The following is an 18,394-nucleotide window of genomic DNA, read 5'->3' as shown; positions in this document are numbered from 1 at the left end:
TCCTCACTGGTACAAACAGTTTTTCCTTGTGACTAGAGTATTGGTCGTTTACTTTCGAGGATTTCTGTTGCAATCTTTGCAGAAAGCGGTCGGTAGAGTAAAAAGCCCTGTACCTCCTCACAGTTGATAGATTTCAAGAACTCCAGTTCCTCTTCTTTTTCTACCCCTTCGGCTGTCAACTTCAATCCCAAGCTGTGCCCCAAGCTAACTATGGCTTTGATAATATGAGCTACTTTGACATCCTGTGTCAAATCTTGAATAAAAGATTTATCTATTTTCAGATTGTGGAGTGGCAAAAGCTGTAGGCGTGAGAGCGAGGAATGACCCGTACCAAAGTCATCAATGGAGATGTAGACACCCATCTGCTGTAGATTTTGTAACACCTTTCTGGTAAAACTTAAATTTTCAATAGCTGTAGTTTCGGTAATTTCTAATTCTAAAAAGCGCGGCTCCAGACCGGTTTGTTCTAAAACTTTGGCTATAGTCTCCACCAATTTGGGTTGGCAGAACTGTTTCAGAGAAAGATTGACAGCGATCATCATGGGTGGCAATCCTGCATCTTGCCAGGTTTTATTTTGGCTACAGGCTGTCCGCAGCACCCATTCGCCAATGGGGACAATTAATCCACTTTCTTCGGCGAGGGGAATAAAGACACTAGGTGCAACCAAACCCATCTCTGGGTGCTGCCAACGCAACAGAGCCTCCATGCCAGTAATTTCTCCTGTGGCAATGTTCACACGAGGCTGATAATACACCGTAAATTCTTCGCGTTCTAAGGCATAGCGCAAGCTCTTTTCTAAAGTTAGGAGTTCAGGATTTTTAGCGCTCAGGGAAACACTGTAGAATTGGTAGTTATTCCGCCCTTTGTCCTTAGCATAATATAAAGCGGCATCCGCGTGCTGGATTAGTGTTTCGGCGTCAGGACTGTTGTCATCAAGCAAGGCAATACCGAGGCTGGCAGTCACGTAAAGTTCATGCCCTTGAAGATGGAAAGCATCCTCTAAGGCTTGTAAGATTCTCTGCGCCACCTGCTTTACCTCTTCAATATCATTGACTCGGGGGAGTAAAATAGTGAACTCATCACCTCCCCAACGGGCTATGGTGTCTCCGCCTCTGAGTAAGTCTTTTAATCTTTGAGTGACATTTTGTAACAATTGGTCTCCCAAAGTGTGCCCTAAAGTATCATTAATGACCTTGAAGCGATCTAGGTCGAGGAAGATCACAGCTAAACTTTCGCCATTCCGAGTGGCGTTTGGCAGAGTTTTAGCGAGCATCTCATTAAATAGTAGGCGATTAGGCAACCCTGTCAGCAGGTCATGAAGGGCTTGATAGCGAATCTTTTCTTCTACTTGCTGACGCTGCTGCGTACTAATGATACTAGCGGCCATCGTCAAAAGGGTAGATTCTTCATGCCTTGACCAATGCCGCTCAAAGGTGCAGTCTGCCAAGCCAAGGTAACCCCATAATTCGTTCTCCAACCGGAGAGGCACCAGGATAAGCGATTGAATGCCATCTCTAATCAGAAATTCTTGTTCGGCGACAGGAAATTTTTGGGTGAGTCCGCTAATCGACTCGCCGCTAGAGAGAACAGTATACCAACGGGCTAATCCAGAAGCTTGATAAGGCTGATTCTGCCAATGGTGGTGGGTAGGTTCAATAAAGGAGTGCGTCCATTCAAACCGTAGGCTAACTGCTATTTCCCCTGTAGCAGGATGGGGATGGTTCTGAAAGAGATAGGCACGATCTGCCTTGGCAGCTTCGCCCAATACAGCTAGAGCTCGATCAATACCAGTTTCAGAATTCATTTCCCTTAGCAAATAATTAGCGGCTTCTGCAACTGCCTGTAGCAAGCGATCGCGCTGGCGCAGTTCGGCTGTGGCTTGCTTTTGCTCTGTAATATCCCTAACAATAAAAGTTCTAATTAAATCACTTTCAGGAAGGTAGAGAACGGATTGTTCAAAAACTTCTGCATATACTTCCACCTCCCGCACAAAAGAATTTTTTTCTAAATTGTTAACTGCACCCAGGAGTCCTGTTAAGATAGGGTGTTGTGTTCCAACTTCTCTAAGTTTGGGAAACTTGAGAGCTGCGGCTGGATTGAGATAAGTTACTGTTCCCTCGAAATCCATCTCGATAATTGGATTGGGGATGAGTTCAGGGAAGGATGCTAGGCGAGCTAGGGCGGACTCACTGGCTGCTTCAAAGGTGGGATCAATAGCTAAGGTTTGAAAAGGATTGGCAGGACTGGCTTGCTGTGATAGGAAACCAGATAAGTCTTCAACATCAGAAGATTCAGAAAATGCTTGTTCTGAGAGGTTAGAAATAGCATAATATTTTGCTTGAGCATGATTACCGCCAAAGGCAATGATATCTCCGTTTCTGAGATTATGAGAAAAGCATTTAGTGCCATTTAAAAATAAGCCATTAGTACTTCCTTTCCCCTTGTAGTTGCCATCAATAATCTGGAAGCCGTATTGGTCAGTCTGTGGAACAGTTACTCGCAATAAAATTGCATGTTGCATTGATACTGACCGGGAAGCCAAGACAATAGTGTTTGCGGGATGCCGCCCCAAAGAATAAGTAGCCTCTTGCAAAACGACAGTTCGCTGCCCTTGTAGGTCTTGGATGACCAACATATGGCGTATTTTTTCCCGCTCATTTCCTAGCATGGCTATTCCTCAAATTCTCATATCTTTAATGTTTTAGTCTAAAAAATACTACTCCCAGAAGTTGCAATCCACTTAGGTTAAGGGTTGATCTTCCCTAATCCTCCTTAAAAAGAAGGGAATTAAGTCCCCTTTTTAAGGGAAGCCACTTGCTCCACTTGGGGGGATCTTCCTGGGCAAAATATCACTAACACCAAGCGTATTGCCATAAATTCAAGATTTTCAGGTTGAACTTATGGAAAATTTGCTCAATTAAAATTGTCACTGTCTGTAATCCCAAAATCGGTATGAGGGTGCAAACCAGCCCTTCTCTTCATGATTGACCTTCTGGAATGAGATGGCTAATTGTTCAATCAGTTTTTGCAGTAGAAGTTCTAACTGTTTTCTGCACTCATTCATAAGTTATAAACTTTGTCCATTTGTCTATATCATCCAACCTTGTCTTCCTTAGGATACCCAGAATAAAATCAAATACTGAATAGAACACGTGGTATATTTGCGGATTTTTATTCTGAGTAGTGGGGAAACTCCGAATTATATAAATAATTATCTGATTTTTATTTTTTAATCACTCAAATAAGTAAGTAAGCATAATTAAACATACAATAAAATCCTAGTTCGTAGTGAGCAATTCCTCGCTTATAGCAACGTTTATCAGGACTAAAGTCTTACCCAAGAGGAAAGTTAGTCGCTCATCAGGGAAACCCCCAGACGCTCTCTACTAGACCCGAGGCGAATGCAGACTCGCTCTAAGCGAACGCGAACAGCGTCTCTAAAAGTTGCTATGCCGTTGGCGAACAAGAGGCGTGTCGCAAGACTTGCCCAAGGGACGCGAACAGCGTCTCCCCTTCTCACATTGCCAGAGGCTAGCGCCTGCCTTAGGATGCCCGAACACAAGAGCGTCTCCTGTCTTGAGAAGGGCTGTAGGGAGAAGACCGCGCTAACTCACTACAAACTTTAATTTATTTAGGCCTAGCTATTTAGTACTGCTTTATGGAATTTTGTGAAATAGATAAGAGCAAGGCAGGAATTAAATTAATTGGACGCATCCCACTGGGTAAAAAATATCTGACAATTGGAAATCGCACGCCAGTTGCTTCAATGGTGTCAACCCTCGTTGACGCAGCCTCTGGTAGCAAAAGGAAGGAGAATGAACTCCTAAATTTTAAAAAGGATTATAGAGTAAACTGAAATACAAACCGTTATCTTGTAATGTTCTATCATTTGAGTCAACAGATACTAAAGGAATGCCCCAGTCAAGACGAACGGTGAAGCGATCGCCCTGTGACCAACGCAACCCCAGACCAACAGCAGCTAGAGTATTATGGTTGGGATTCTCTCTACCAGAACTATTCCAACCAACACCAAAATCTATAAACGGCACAACCTGTAATGTGCTATTTATCTGTGGTAAGCGCAGAATCGGTACTTGAACTTCAGCAGAAACAAAAGTGCCATTATCTGTCAGCAGGTAATCTTGACGGTAGCCTCGAATACTATCCTGCCCACCTAAGCCAAATTGCTCTAAAGGCAAAAGTGCTCTGGATGCGAGTTGGGTATTTAAACGAAGTAATAGTAAGGTTTCAGGAGCTAAAAGGCGTACCCACTGCGCTTGCCCTTGCCAAGCAAAAAAACGGCTATCGGGAGCATTTTGGTTAATTGTGGCATTCAACACATCTATACCCAAGCTAAATTGCGAGCGGAGGGCGATGACTTCACGGCTATTACGACTCGTCCATTCTTGAAAAAATCGCAACGCAGATATCTTGGTGCGTCCCTGTTCATCCGCTCCAGGCGAAAGTACAGAACCGGGAAACCCATATCTCTGTAGCAAGGACGAAATATAACTTTCGCGTCGGGACACCGTTAATCCAAGGACGAATTCTTGTATGGGAGTTTGAACTATTGGCTGGCGGAATGTCAGTTCGTAATAGGGAGAAGTTGATTCGATATCTAAAGAGTCGAAAGGAGGTTCAATGACATGACTCGATGTAGTGCCATAGTTAAAGGTGAGGGTTCCGTTGCGGGGATTGAGAGGCAATGTGTAACTAGCGTCAAAGGAGTTGCTACCATCGGTATTAGTGTATCCTAAACTCAGACCATCTCCGAATCCCAGTAAGTTAGCTTCATTCAATCGTAATCCGCGGCGAAAACTGCCAACGCTTGGCGATCGCCCATTATCAAGAACTATTTGGCTTGTAAGGGTTTTTGCCTCGCTGATGTTGACTTCTAACAGACTCGTACCAGCCCGCGATCCTGTTGAGAGTTCAGCAGACACCTTTTGAATCAAAGGATTAAGTTGCAAAAGTTGCAGTGCCTCTAGTAAACGCTGGCGATTAAGAGGCGGTGATGTCGCTATTGCTAGTCGGCTGCGGACATAATTCGGATTCAACCGCCGAGTCCCAGTTACCTGGATATCTTCTAATTTACCTTCGACCACCTGAATTTTGACAATATGAGATTTGAGTGCTTCTAATTTACCTCCAATCACCTGAATTTTGACAACACGGGATTGGAGTGTTTGGGGTGGAATATACGCACCAGAAGTAATGTAACCATTATTGACGTATAAATCAGTGATTTTAGAACTGGCTTGAAACAGTTGAGCCAGTGAGATCGGTCGTTTGGTAAATTCAGCAGTGGCGAGGGCTAACTCTTTAGGACTGAAGACTGTGCTACCAACAACTTCAAACCGTTCAACAACAATAGTTTGAGGAAACTTGCCAGGAAATGGTTCTTCAGGTGTGGGAGTTGGGGCAGAGGGGGGAAATAGTTCTGCTGGTGGGGGGAGTGGCTGTGGCAGTTCGGGTGAGGGAAGTGGCGAAGGTGCGGGTGGTTGGATATCCTGTGGTGGTGGAATTCTTTGTGAAAGGATGAAATTACTAGTTGGTAATTGTGTAGTATCAACAGCGTGGGCTTTTAGTGGACTAGAAAATATGCTACTGAGTAATACAAGCATACTCAGCGGTAAGCAGGACACTATAAGATTCTGAGGATATTTATCAATCATCACACTGGACTATTTTTTGTTAGGAATTATGAGATTATACGGGGACTGCTTCAGATGTGAATTTTACTTCATGTTTTGCCGCTAAAGTTGATATCTTGGGCAAATCTCAATTTCAAAGCTAAATCATCTGGTTATTGCAGACTTAAAAACCTTGATGGTGTTTAAACTGCATAAGCAAGCAGATATGTTGGAATTATCTGTTGCTGCAAGAGAAATAGACCTAGTACAGCACGGCGTGTAAATCCACCTACTATCTCAATAGACCTCTTGCAAAAGTCAAAAAATCAGGAATGTCATTATTACTTCAGAAGGTAAGCAAAAAGATTTAGAGCAAAGAAAGTGGTGTAATGGCAGATTAAGTATTACCCTGTTGATTTATCCTCTAATCCATTTTGAATATGGTTTAGGCTTACAAACAATAATTTTCACTCCATACCTTTTTGCTTAAAGATGCCCATGAATTTATGTTTAGGAACGTGGGTTTGTATCAAGTCTTCCCGATAGCTTAACCACTCAACTTCCTTCCCAGATGCCAAGTAAAGTAGGCATTACCTGCCTTTTTCAAGCATTCAAGCGCGTAGTAGTATTCGGCTTCACCTGCATCCATAATCTTTTCGGCACAGCGACGAGTATTAGCAATCACCCAATCAGGATTGTGAGAGATAGCAGCATCCATGACTCGGTGAATCAACTCTGAATAATAAGAACTAAGTTCACTAACGATCGCAATTGGATCATCAATTAGCTCCTCATGCAATAAAATATCCACCTTAGCTGATTCTGTTCCCCAACCACTACAAGTACAGACAGTTCTCAGCAGGTCTGTTTTGACACTTTCCCAGTTTTCCCCAGCCAATGCCATCTTTTGGTAGTCAACAAAGCAGGGCTTCACTTGAAAATAAAGCTACATATCACCTTGACAGGGCTACTCCTAACTCCTAACTCCCCACTTCCTTTGGAGTATAAAAAAAATAAGTATCTAGATTTGATTATAATTACTGAAAACATCCATCTTTTCGCCAGAAGTGAGTGAATCATAATTTAAGTTAGCAACACCCGAACGTTGAATCAGTAAAAAGTTATCAGGCGGATGGTAGGAGATTTAAATCAGTTACCAGTTCCCAGTGTTCACTGATAACTGTGTGCTGAGGGCTTAAACCCAGCAACAAAACTGATAACTAACTGTTAAAAGGGTTGCGCTGATTGTCGGTCAAGTTGAGAATAAATAGGCGAAGCACACAGGGAAACTAACGTGAGTCAAGAATTTGATTACGATTTAGTAATTATAGGCGCTGGTGTAGGCGGACATGGCGCAGCCTTACACGCCGTAAGTTGTGGTTTAAAAACAGCGATTATTGAAGCTGCTGATATGGGAGGAACCTGTGTTAATCGGGGCTGTATCCCTTCTAAAGCGCTGCTGGCTGCATCTGGACGTGTGCGGGAGTTACGCAATGCCCACCACCTCAAGTCGCTGGGAATTCAAATTGGTAGCGTGGAATTTGATCGCCAAGCGATCGCTAATCATGCTAATAATCTGGTATCAAAAATTCAAGGCGACTTAACCAACAGTCTCAAACGTCTAAAAGTCGATATTATCAGGGGTTGGGGAAAAATCGCTGGGGCACAAAAAGTCTCTATTACCGGAGACGGTGGCGAAAAAACGATCACGGCCAAAGACATCATCCTTTCGCCTGGTTCAATTCCTTTTGTGCCTCCAGGGATTAAAGTAGACGGCAAAACTGTCTTTACCAGCGACCAAGGCGTTAAGTTGGAGTCGCTACCAGACTGGGTGGCGATTATTGGTAGTGGTTACATCGGCTTGGAATTTTCTGACATTTACTCAGCTTTGGGTTGTGAAATCACCTTGATTGAAGCCCTAGATCAGCTAATGCCAGGATTTGACCGCGACATTGCCAAACTTGCTGAACGGGTGCTGATTACTCCCCGCGATATTGAAACCAAAGTAGGGATATACGCCAAAAAAGTCATCCCAGGTTCACCTGTGGTAATTGAGTTAGCAGATTTCAAAACCAAAGAAGATCTAGATGTCATCGAAGTGGATGCTTGCTTAGTGGCTACAGGACGCATCCCGGCAACACAAAATCTTGGTTTAGAGTCTGTAGGTGTGGAACTTGATCGGCGGAATTTTATTCCAGTTGACGATCGCATGGCAGTGCTATCAGCCGGTGAAGTAGTGCCGCATTTGTGGTCAATTGGCGACGCTAACGGGAAGATTATGTTGGCACATGCGGCTTCTGCTCAAGGCATCATCGCGGTGGAAAATATAATTGGGAGGGAAAGAATAGTAGACTATCGCAGCATCCCCGCAGCGGCGTTTACCCACCCAGAAATCAGCTATGTGGGCTTAACGGAAACCGCAGCTAAGGAGTTGGGACAAACTGAAGGGTTTGAAATCGCCACAAGTAAGAGTTACTTCAAAGGAAATTCCAAAGCGTTGGCTGAAAATGAAGCCGATGGTGTTGCCAAGGTGATATATCGCAAAGACACAGGAGAAGTCTTGGGCGTCCACATTTTCGGACTGCACGCCTCAGACATAATTCATGAAGCGTCAGCCGCGATCGCTAACCGTCAATCTGTCCAAAGTCTCGCACATCTAGTTCACGCTCACCCGTCACTTTCGGAAGTGCTGGACGAAGCTTATAAACGAGCGATCGCTATCTAAAAGTTAGGAGTGAGAAGTTAGGAGTGAGGATGTTAATAACTCATAACTCATAACTCCTAACTCATAACTCCTAACTCATAACTCTTAACTCAGCACTAATTATGCAAATCCGTCGCCGTTCCCCTAACCCAGCTATTAATGTATCCATATTACGTTATCAGGCTGTCATGCCTGATGCAGCGCCAAACAACATCTTGGAGGAAATTGTCTGGCAGAAAGAAGTAGAATATGACCAAATGCGGGAAAAGGTTCCTTTGCAGGAATTGCAGAAGCAGGTACTTAGTGCGCCGCCAACCCGTGATTTTGTCGCTGCCTTGCGCCAAGGTAAGACTAAGCCAGCATTGATTGCAGAAGTTAAAAAAGCTTCACCCAGCAAAGGCGTTTTCCGAGAAGATTTTGACCCAGTAGCGATCGCCCTTTCTTATCAGCAAGCCAAAGCAAGTTGTCTTTCTGTGCTGACAGATGTCAAGTTCTTTCAAGGTAGTTTTGAGAACTTAGCCAAGATTCGGGCTGCGGTAGATTTGCCTCTACTTTGCAAAGAGTTTGTCATTTATGCCTACCAAATATACTTAGCGCGGGTTCACGGTGCAGACGCTATTTTGTTGATTGCAGCTATCCTGAGCGATCAAGATTTGAAATACTTTCTCAAAATTGCTAACAACCTGAAAATGGCAGCCTTAATTGAAGTTCATAGTTTGGCAGAACTTGACCGTGTGTTAGCCTTAGATGGGGTATGCTTAGTAGGAATAAATAATCGCAATTTGGAAGATTTCTCTGTTGACTTGCAAACTACTTGCCAACTTTTAGCTGCAAGGGGTAGCCAATTGCAGGAGAAAAACATCCTTGTTGTCAGCGAGTCAGGACTACACAACCCAGATGATTTGAGTTTGGTGCTTACAGCAGGTGCATCAGCTGTACTCATTGGAGAAACATTGGTAAAACAACCAGATCCCGGTGCTGCGATCGCCCGTATATTGCCGAAGAATTTTTGAAAAAACACCTCCCCTGCACTAAGGGTGCAGGGCAACTAACCACACAGAATTGTTAGGCAATTAGGGCACACTATGCGTAGATACGCAGCACTTTGCCATCAAATATCATCATATCTTTACCAAATCTTCATTGCTAATCAAATCAAAACCATAAGCAAGTAGTTATTTATTATGTAACAATCCATTTACCAGAGATAAATTTTTACTAATACAAAATCCCAAATATGAAATCCCAATTTAACTTCATGGAGCAAATTCCTCTACCTTCACCTATTCACTACGAACTTATACTTCAACTTTTAGAAAGACAAACCATGTTAGCGGTAAATGATAATCCAGATTTACGGCATCAGGTGAATCAGCTAATTATTACTCTCCGTAAAGCTGCCGTGCAACAAAAACGACTAGAAGAAATTTGCGAATTTTCCTCTGTTACTGTTGATCACCGTTGGTCGATCAACCATCATAACGGTAGCAAAGTTGTTGTCCCCGATTGAAGCTGATAACTTAATATTTCAACCTTAAATTTGGCATCTTTGTTAAGTTAGCTTACCACCATCAGAAAGTGTAATACAAATGTGTGCTTCCTTATCTTAGATTTTGATTCCGGATGAGGGAGCATCTATAAACGTCTATAAACAGCTGCAAAGATATTCTTGGTAAGGACTGTCGCGATGCGTTCAAAATCAGAGTGTCCTTGGCTGAGATAACCGGATTGCGATCGCCAGTTGACTTAGGGAAGCCAGTGCGTTGCAGAGGTTTCCGACGCTCGTAAGCGTTGTATTAGCGACGTAGGAGCGTTTCAATACAGTTCAGTTAAGCATTTCTTCCTTCTCTTTCTTCTCAACGAGAGGCTGCGCGTTGGCGTTGGCGGAGCCTCTCGTTGAGAAGCCTCTGATAGAGAAGGCGGTTCGTTAAAAAAATTGACTTTGATAAAGAGTTAAGCCTTAACTGAACTGTATTGAGGAGCGTCTGACTCGCTCTATGCGAACGCAAGAGCGTCTCTAATGCCATGCCTTTGGCGTTCACGGAGCGTGTCGCAGACAAGCCTCGAACGCGAATAGCGTCTCCCTTTGGGAGAAGAGAAGGCTTTACACTGCGCTAGGGAGATCCAAAAAATAAAAGCAAGCGCCGTTTCAAGGATATTGTTGCCAAAACGATGAGATTTTGGCGCTTTCGCCCTCCGGGTGAAAGCTAGGCTCATAGCATTTTATTACTTGTAAGTGCCCTATTCGTTGTAGCAACTGGCGTTGCGTTATCGCGTAGCGCAACGCACTGTCAACAATTCAAAATGCCTTATGCCGTAGGCTAAGGCACCCTACTAATAATTTATATTTATTCATATATATTGAATTTTTATGGCTGACATACATAGTTTTTTACCTAACGATTAAGTTAGCTTTTTAGAATTTATACTGTCTAAAAAACTGTAATCTTTACAATAATTTTAGCTTTCAAAAAGCTCATATTGATTTATAAAAAATTGTAGATCAGCTAAAATATTTATGATATTCTCTCTCGAATTGGACGAAAGATGAAATATAACAGCATTGATGAACTATTGAGAAATAATCAGGCTTGGGTTGCCGAGAAACTGGCTCTAGACCCAACTTACTTTCAAGAATTATCTAACGGACAAACACCACCTTTTCTATACATCGGGTGTTCTGATAGTCGTCTGGCATTAACAAGATTTACCGGTACAGAACCAGGAGAGTTATTTGTACATCGTAATATTGCCAATCAAGTTTCTCTAACAGACATTAACTTTTTAGCCGTTTTAGAATACGCGATTTTACATCTTGGGGTGGAACATATTATTGTTTGTGGTCACTACGATTGCGGAGGAATTAAGACGGCTTTAGAAGGGAGAACCATCGGAATTCTTGATAACTGGGTAAATCCGATTCGAGAACTATATTTACAGAAGCAAGAAGAAATTGATGCCTTGCCAACAAGAAAAGAACGTCTGAATCGTTTGGCGGAAATCAATGTTGTGGCGCAAGTAAAAAATATTTACCAAACTTCCATCATGCGTCAGGTACTCTATGAACGAAAAGCGCCTATGGTTCATGGCTGGGTACTAGATATAAGCACTGGGTTGATCAAAGATTTGAACGTCTTAACTAAGCAATGGCAATTGCATATTTGCCCCTTGCTTCTAGAGTTTAGACTCTACGCTATGTTAAAAAATGATAGTAATTTCGGTATTTAGCGCCACAGAAAATTATACTTTGGAGACATGATTGCTCGTGTCTTTAGAGTTTTTATTTTAAATAAAAAATAGTTATTTTTTCAATACAGTCTTGTAATACCTCCGGCAAACTTTTGAAGAAGAATGTCTAATGCACAATTCAGAATGCTCTTTTCTAAATTATTGATCAAAACTTTGCAGATATCCAATTTTTAAGCCTTTTTGTAGAGGCAATTTATGAATTGCCTCTGTCGAGATTGGTACACCCAACCTCCACTTACAAAGAATTATTTCTTCAAAATTATCCACACTGCATGAATAATCCCAGGAATGTAACCAAAAAACGTCAAAAGTATATTAATCCAAAAGTCTACACCAAAACCTACTTGCAAAAAAACTCCCAAAGGCGGTAAGAAAATGGCACACAGAAGACGAACTAAATCCATTTGAACCTCCTATTAATCTCACAAAAGACAGCTTGTCGGTGAAGTGATTCACCACTGCTCAAGTATATTTCTACCTCTCAAAGATAACATTGCCCCTCTCAATCTAGGTCACAGTTGAGATCCGGTAAAGCGCACTTAAGATTAGCCACCACTGATTTTGGCCTTGTAGCCTAGTTTGGTTAAAATCTCGACAATTTTCTGCTTGTGTTCGCCCTGAATTTCAATTTCGTTATCTTTAATTGTCCCACCTGTGCCACACTGGGTTTTCAACTGCTTCACCAAATCTGCCAAGGTTTCTGGTTTGGCTTGAAAACCGCTAATCACCGTGACAGTTTTGCCTTTGCGTCCTTTGCGGGAAGCTTGTACTTTGAGATTTTGTTGCTGTGATGGCAGTTCTGGAATTGGTCTTTCTGTGGCGGCGGAGTTGTCGTTACCAAATTCGCGGTATACAAAGCTTTTGTCAGAAGATTTGGGATTGGAAGAAGACATAAAATGAATGTTTAAGAAAAATTTAAAAGGCAGTGGAAACTTCTACGCAACCATTCTGCTCGGATATCAATTTCTAGGCTAACATCACAAATCCATTCTAAGGGATTTAGAGTATCAACGAGGAATTTAGTCCTTAATTACCATTTTTCATATATGCCTCAGACTTTTCTATAATAATAAAGTCATTCCCGTCATCAAAATCAGCTTGTGACTACCACTCCCCTATCTCCAAGTTCAACTGCTCAGGTTCCCGATACGCTAGGCCGCTTTGGACGCTTTGGCGGTAAGTATGTACCTGAAACGCTCATGCCTGCCCTTGCTGAATTAGAAACAGCTTATCAGCAATACCGCAATGATCCTGGTTTTCAAGCAGAACTACAGCAGTTGTTACGGAACTATGTAGGACGTGCCACACCATTGTATTTCGCTGAACGCCTGACTGCTCATTATGCCCGACCTGATCGCACGGGACCGCAAATTTACTTAAAGCGCGAGGATTTAAATCATACTGGCTCTCACAAAATCAATAATGCCCTTGGTCAGATATTGTTGGCGAAACGTATGGGCAAGCGACGGATTATTGCCGAAACTGGTGCTGGACAACATGGAGTTGCCACAGCCACAGTTTGCGCTCGTTTTGGGCTGGAATGCGTAATTTACATGGGTGTTCATGACATGGAGCGCCAAGCTTTGAATGTATTCAGAATGCGGTTAATGGGGGCAGAAGTGCGTCCGGTGGAGGCGGGAACAGGAACGCTCAAGGATGCCACTTCTGAAGCAATCCGCGATTGGGTGACAAATGTGGAAACAACTCACTACATCCTGGGTTCGGTAGCAGGGCCCCATCCTTACCCAATGATGGTACGTGATTTCCATGCAGTAATTGGCCAAGAAACTCGCGCCCAAGCAATCGAAAAGTGGGGTGTATTGCCTGATATTCTCTTGGCTTGTGTGGGTGGTGGTTCCAATGCTATGGGACTATTCTATGAGTTTATCAATGAGTCTTCTATCCGGTTTATTGGGGTTGAGGCAGCAGGAGAAGGTGTCAATACCGAAAAACACGCAGCAACCTTGACAAAAGGACGAGTTGGTGTGTTGCACGGAGCAATGAGCTATCTCTTGCAAGATGAGGATGGGCAAATCATTGAGGCACACTCAATTAGTGCGGGGTTAGATTATCCCGGTGTCGGTCCAGAACATAGTTATATGAAGGATACTGGTCGTGCGGAATACTATAGTGTGACGGATGCAGAAGCTTTGGCGGCATTCCAGCGATTGTCGAAATTGGAAGGGATTATCCCGGCATTGGAAACAGCCCATGCGATCGCCTACCTCGAAACTTTATGTCCCCAACTAACCGACAGTCCCCGGATTGTAATTAACTGCTCTGGACGCGGCGATAAAGATGTACATACAGTAGCCAAGTTCTTAAATCATGCGTAAATGTACACCCAATTTTTGAGAGGAAGCAATAATGGATCAACAATTCCAACACTTTATGCTACCGCAACCCACTCACGATGAGTTGGCACGCCAAAACTTTGTGCATCGTGACGCTAGCTACTGAGGCTGGTTTTGCAACAGATGAGACATTCGAGAAGTTTGTCCCTAATGGCGGATGGAAAGCAAAAGTAACTAATGACCTGTTTAAAAATGGTAACTTAAGCAGGCAAGGCACTTGGTTTGTGGTTGCTGCAACTAAGTAAGCAGAGGAAGTATACCAATTCGTAATCACGTTGGCGGACTCCCTAACGTAATTGAGAAAGTCAGATTTTATCTGGGTTTCTTTCTTTTGTATTTGTAGTCTTATTTTTGGAGAATTGGTATTAGGACGGCAAAAATAGCTAAGGGTAAACGACCTGTTTACTTAGACAATCCGCAAATCGATAAATTGTTGGCGATCGTCATGGCTTTGACTGGTGAAGTATCCGTGTTGCGTGAGCGGCTGGACACCATTGAACAGGTGTTAGAGGTTAAAGGGATTTTATCGGCTACTGAGATTGAAGCTTACGAGCCGGATGCCAAAATAACTAAGGAACGGAAATAGTGGCGTGTAAAATATATTGCGCGGGTGTTGCGCGTGGTACAGGAAGAGTTAGAAACTCTCAACCAAAGCTAGTCGTCCAGAAGTTTTAGTGAAAAAATTTATGCCATTTACAGCAGTTTGCAAGTAAGTGAGGTACGAAAGGCAGGACTCACGCATCAGATATAAAGAGTTTTTACCTCCTGCCTCCAAACCCGTAACTTTGTACTTCATGTAAAAGAAAACTGCTGTATATCTCATATTCCACAATTTAGTCAGTATTAATATTTAGTTAAATCATCTCTTCAGATTCAAAAATAGTTCATAACAATTACTTTTATTAAGTATTAATACTGCTAATTATTAGAAATTTTTGATTGTTTTTTAACCATTTTTAGCAAAGTTTTGGAAATATTCGTGTATTACACAATGAAGTGTAGAAAAGGCTTGTCTAAAAACTATCATACTAATGGTAGATGACAACTTTTTATATTTATAAAAAACTTTCGTAAGATTATGAAATTAAACGTTTACTGGTAGTTTTTGAACATAAAACCCCATAAACAGAGGTATATAGACCGATAACCAATTTGTCACATTCGCACTAGCTTGGTTAGATTGTCTGTAACTAAAGTTACAGCAAATGATTAAAACAACAATTTACGGACTTACTTTAAGCACCATTCTTCTCAATAGTGGTGCGCTCGCTACTCCGGTAACAAATCTAACCTTTTTAACGAAAACTTTATATGTATTAACTGATACTATTAAAGTTGCAGCATCTAGGATAGACACTGCTGCTCTAGAACAGTCGATTTTCAACCAAATTAATAACTATAGAGCTTCCCAAGGACTACCAGCGCTAACTCGCAATTCTGCCATCGAGAATCAAGCCAGGATTCACAGTCAGAACATGGCTAATGGTACGGTTCCCTTTGGACATACGGGATTTTCAGAACGTGTTAGAGCAATCGGTATTCCTTACAGAGCAGCTGGTGAAAATGTTGCTTACAACCAGGGATATAGTGATCCTGCCACAATAGCTGTTCAAGGCTGGCTCAAAAGTCCAGGGCATCTAGCCAATATCAAAGGTAATTATGAGAAGACGGGGATTGGTGTCGCTAGCAACAGTAGAGGCGCAATCTACTTCACACAAATTTTCCTTCGCTGATAGATTTGGTAAGATTTAGGTTTGTTTTCATCAAATTCCCCAGACTTCAGCCTGCTAGCAGGCTGAATAATGTAGTTTCAATGACATTTGTCTATTGAAGACTAGATTATTTTTTTAGTAATTGATGAAAATTCTTAAATTATCAGTAAAAATAACCGTGATTTCATGAAGCTTATTTATTGAAGTATTGACAATTGGAAATGATTGTTTATACTTCCTGTACAACGATGTAGCCAGATTGCCGAAATTCATCAATCCTTAATAGAATCATGGTATATATTGTTGGAACTATAGGGTAGAGTAGAAGTCATCTCTACACATTATGCAATTCTCCATGTTCCGACAAACTGCTTTTGGCATCGCTTTAAGTGCGCTTGTCCTTGCTAGTGGATTAACGACTGTTCCGAAACCAAATTATCTTTCTACAAATACATCCACCCGTAATAAGCTGTTGTCACTTTTTTCCAGTCAGGTTGCAATATCGACTCCTACTTTTAAAACTACAGAGCTAGAAAAATCAGTTTTTGACGAAATTAATCGATATCGGGCTTCTAAAGGACTGCCAAAGTTGACCATAAATGCAAATATCACTCGACAGGCAAGAATTCATAGTCAAAATATGGCTAAAGGTAAAACCCCATTTAGCCATCAAGGATTTGAACGGCGAGTTAAAGCTATCCCTATTCGCTACAACAGTGCGGCGGAAAATGTTGCTTTCAATCGGGGATATAGCAACCCTGTAGACAAAGCTGTTACTGGTTGGATCAACAGTCCGGGACATTTAAAAAATCTTAAAGGAAATTATAACCTGACTGGAATTGGCGTTGCTACTAATAATCAAGGCGAAGTCTACCTGACACAAATGTTTTTCCGCACTAGGTAGATTTAATTTCTGATTTTTTTGCACAATAATAATTTAGTGTCTGACAAGACTTCTATCTATTGGACACTGCAATTATTTTTGAACAATTTATGACATTACAAGATTTTCAGGTGAGCGATCGCGACCTCAGTGACGCAGCCCTTAGACAGTATTTAGAATCTACAGCGATCGCAGTTGATACAGAAACAATGGGATTATTGCCGCAACGCGATCGCTTGTGTCTTGTCCAACTGTGCAATCTAGAAGGAAAAGTGACTGCAATTCGCATAGCCAAAGGACAAGCTGACGCTCCAAACTTAAAAAAACTCTTGGAAGCGGCAAATGTTGTAAAAGTGTTTCACTTTGCTCGCTTTGACCTTGCAACTTTACGAGCCAATCTGGGGATTCAGGTTCAGCCTGTTTTTTGCACCAAAATTGCTAGTAAGTTAGCCCGTACTTACACAAATCGCCACGGACTTAAAGATGTGGTGCAAGAGTTAGAAAAAGTGGAACTGGATAAAAGCTCTCAAAGTTCTGATTGGGGTAACGCTGCCAGTTTATCTGAATCTCAACTGAGTTACGCTGCCAATGATGTGCGCTACTTACTTAGTGTGCAGCAGAAGTTAACAGAAATGCTCAAACGAGAAGAACGTTGGGAAATTGCTCAAGAATGTTTTGAATTTCTACCAACAATTGTTTCTTTAGATTTGTTACAATTCAAGGATTTGTTTGAACACTGAATCAAACAGTAAACCTCTTGCAAAAGTTATATTTCTGGAGGACAAGCCTCTGGAGGCAGAACATTTTGTCTCCTGACTCTTCAACTTATCACATGCCTTTTGTTATAGTCAACGCCAAGGGCGAACGGCAAGTTGTTCTCCTGCACGCTATTACGTAGCTTGCTTCCTCGTAAGGGTACGGGGAATGGCAAAAGCCGCGGCTCAGAGTTCTCTGTGAATTCTGACTTATTTCCTCACGAGAAATTGAGATTTTGCAAGAAGTCTATTACTGATTTGCTAAGTTATTTTATGCATAAGAGCCAATATTGGAATCATCTGAAGCTGTAAAAGTTCTAGATTCGCTAATGTCTTACTTCACATCATCGGTTTTCTGTTGAATGTCTTGCTTCACATCACCGGCTTTCTGTTGAATGTCTTGCTTTACGTCACCGGCTTTCTCCTTAGCCTCACTGGCTTTCTCTTGAATGCCTTCTTTGACGTCACTGGCTTTCTCCTTAGCCTCACTGGCTTTCTCTTCAATGCCTTCTTTTAGGTTACTGGCTCCCTCTTGAATGCTTTCCTTTAAATTACTGGCTCCCTCTTGAATGCTTTCCTTTAAATTACTGGCTCCCCTTTTAATAGCTTCTGTCGGGCTAGTGCCTCCCTTTTGCAGATTCTCTTGGTGATTTTTTAGCCGATCTACCACATTGTAGTCATCTGCACCTAGAGGAGTTGTTGATTCGACAATGCCTTCAGTTGGGCCACCGATCTCCTTCCACGCGGCAAGACCACCTTTGAGTTGAGAGACATGCTCAAATCCATTAGAACGCAGTTGTTGTGCGGCTTGGGCAGTTTCTTCTTCATTAGCTCCGTAAACGTAAATATCCCGGCTCTTAGCCAAAGAAGCTACTGCCCGCTCTACTAATCCATCTACTGGCATCGGCATCGCTCCCATAATGTGACCTTCATTGAAGGTGTTGCGATCGCGCACATCCAGTATTGTAAAAGCTGGTTCGCCCCATTCTAGACGAGTCTTTAAGACATGAGCTTCAGATTGTGATTCTATTGGTGGCTGTGGGGGAATGATGCCGCCTGCTAAATTGTTAGTCATAATTATTCCTTACTGACGATATTAATAG

At 42.2% G+C, this 18,394-nt stretch carries 16 protein-coding genes and 1 pseudogene; 10 read left to right on the top strand and 7 right to left on the bottom strand.

Annotated elements, in window-relative coordinates; translation table 11 throughout:
- Positions 1-32 precede the first annotated feature (32 nt).
- From V7K21_RS26975 to V7K21_RS26960, 4 genes are all read right to left on the bottom strand, one after another.
- Positions 33-2,669, bottom strand: a complete 2,637-nt coding sequence (locus V7K21_RS26975) for an EAL domain-containing protein (RefSeq protein ID WP_335178653.1) — start codon at positions 2,667-2,669, stop codon at positions 33-35.
- Between the two features lie 681 nt (positions 2,670-3,350).
- Positions 3,351-3,563 (bottom strand): hypothetical protein, encoded by a 213-nt coding sequence (locus tag V7K21_RS26970; protein ID WP_335178651.1) that lies wholly within the window; start codon positions 3,561-3,563, stop codon positions 3,351-3,353.
- A gap of 268 nt (positions 3,564-3,831) precedes the next feature.
- A complete protein-coding gene (locus V7K21_RS26965) occupies positions 3,832-5,676 on the bottom strand; it encodes a ShlB/FhaC/HecB family hemolysin secretion/activation protein (RefSeq protein ID WP_335178688.1) in 1,845 nt (614 codons plus the stop codon).
- 505 nt (positions 5,677-6,181) lie between these two features.
- Positions 6,182-6,538 (bottom strand): hypothetical protein, encoded by a 357-nt coding sequence (locus tag V7K21_RS26960; protein WP_335178649.1) that lies wholly within the window; start codon positions 6,536-6,538, stop codon positions 6,182-6,184.
- Positions 6,539-6,928: 390 nt separating this feature from the next.
- Here V7K21_RS26960 and lpdA point away from each other — a divergent pair, with 390 nt between their 5' ends.
- The 4 genes from lpdA (at position 6,929) to V7K21_RS26940 (ending at position 11,566) form a co-directional block, all read left to right on the top strand.
- On the top strand, positions 6,929-8,359 hold the full coding sequence (gene lpdA / locus V7K21_RS26955) for a dihydrolipoyl dehydrogenase (RefSeq protein WP_335178647.1): 1,431 nt from the start codon (positions 6,929-6,931) through the stop codon (positions 8,357-8,359).
- A gap of 101 nt (positions 8,360-8,460) precedes the next feature.
- Positions 8,461-9,351, top strand: coding sequence for an indole-3-glycerol phosphate synthase TrpC (gene trpC / locus V7K21_RS26950; protein WP_335178645.1), 891 nt, complete (start codon positions 8,461-8,463; stop codon positions 9,349-9,351).
- A 245-nt stretch (positions 9,352-9,596) separates the two neighbouring features.
- Positions 9,597-9,848: a DUF5340 domain-containing protein gene (locus V7K21_RS26945; protein ID WP_273769510.1), complete on the top strand. Its 252-nt coding sequence runs from the start codon at positions 9,597-9,599 to the stop codon at positions 9,846-9,848.
- Between the two features lie 1,064 nt (positions 9,849-10,912).
- On the top strand, positions 10,913-11,566 hold the full coding sequence (locus tag V7K21_RS26940) for a carbonic anhydrase (RefSeq protein ID WP_335178643.1): 654 nt from the start codon (positions 10,913-10,915) through the stop codon (positions 11,564-11,566).
- A 266-nt stretch (positions 11,567-11,832) separates the two neighbouring features.
- Here the strand turns inward: V7K21_RS26940 and V7K21_RS26935 are convergent, their stop codons facing one another.
- Complete coding sequence (locus V7K21_RS26935) at positions 11,833-11,991, bottom strand: YqaE/Pmp3 family membrane protein (protein ID WP_335178641.1); 159 nt, start codon at positions 11,989-11,991, stop codon at positions 11,833-11,835.
- 141 nt (positions 11,992-12,132) lie between these two features.
- On the bottom strand, positions 12,133-12,480 hold the full coding sequence (locus V7K21_RS26930; RefSeq protein WP_273768123.1) for a translation initiation factor: 348 nt from the start codon (positions 12,478-12,480) through the stop codon (positions 12,133-12,135).
- Positions 12,481-12,687: 207 nt separating this feature from the next.
- Here V7K21_RS26930 and trpB point away from each other — a divergent pair, with 207 nt between their 5' ends.
- The 6 genes from trpB to V7K21_RS26900 all read left to right on the top strand — a co-directional run bounded on the left by trpB (position 12,688) and on the right by V7K21_RS26900 (position 17,276).
- Positions 12,688-13,923 carry a tryptophan synthase subunit beta gene (gene trpB / locus V7K21_RS26925; RefSeq protein WP_335178639.1) on the top strand — a complete coding sequence of 412 codons (1,236 nt, stop codon included), beginning with the start codon at positions 12,688-12,690 and terminating at the stop codon, positions 13,921-13,923.
- A gap of 107 nt (positions 13,924-14,030) precedes the next feature.
- A complete protein-coding gene (locus tag V7K21_RS26920) occupies positions 14,031-14,186 on the top strand; it encodes a hypothetical protein (protein ID WP_335178637.1) in 156 nt (51 codons plus the stop codon).
- A gap of 185 nt (positions 14,187-14,371) precedes the next feature.
- Positions 14,372-14,527, top strand: a complete 156-nt coding sequence (locus tag V7K21_RS26915) for a hypothetical protein (protein WP_335178635.1) — start codon at positions 14,372-14,374, stop codon at positions 14,525-14,527.
- Positions 14,528-15,146: 619 nt separating this feature from the next.
- Positions 15,147-15,674: a CAP domain-containing protein gene (locus V7K21_RS26910; RefSeq protein ID WP_335178633.1), complete on the top strand. Its 528-nt coding sequence runs from the start codon at positions 15,147-15,149 to the stop codon at positions 15,672-15,674.
- Positions 15,675-16,008: 334 nt separating this feature from the next.
- Positions 16,009-16,557: a CAP domain-containing protein gene (locus V7K21_RS26905; RefSeq protein ID WP_298910621.1), complete on the top strand. Its 549-nt coding sequence runs from the start codon at positions 16,009-16,011 to the stop codon at positions 16,555-16,557.
- Positions 16,558-16,646: 89 nt separating this feature from the next.
- Positions 16,647-17,276: a ribonuclease H-like domain-containing protein gene (locus V7K21_RS26900; protein WP_335178631.1), complete on the top strand. Its 630-nt coding sequence runs from the start codon at positions 16,647-16,649 to the stop codon at positions 17,274-17,276.
- Positions 17,277-17,919: 643 nt separating this feature from the next.
- On the opposite strand, the pseudogene V7K21_RS26895 reads toward V7K21_RS26900, so the two are convergent.
- Positions 17,920-18,366, bottom strand: a pseudogene (locus tag V7K21_RS26895) (rhodanese-like domain-containing protein); the annotation flags it as partial.
- Positions 18,367-18,394: the final 28 nt, after the last annotated feature.

The organism is Nostoc sp., from assembly GCF_036919595.1.
Classification (GTDB): Bacteria; Cyanobacteriota; Cyanobacteriia; order Cyanobacteriales; family Nostocaceae; genus Nostoc.
The sequence above is the reverse complement of the archived record's forward strand: the minus strand, read 5'-3'. Positions and strand labels throughout refer to the sequence as shown.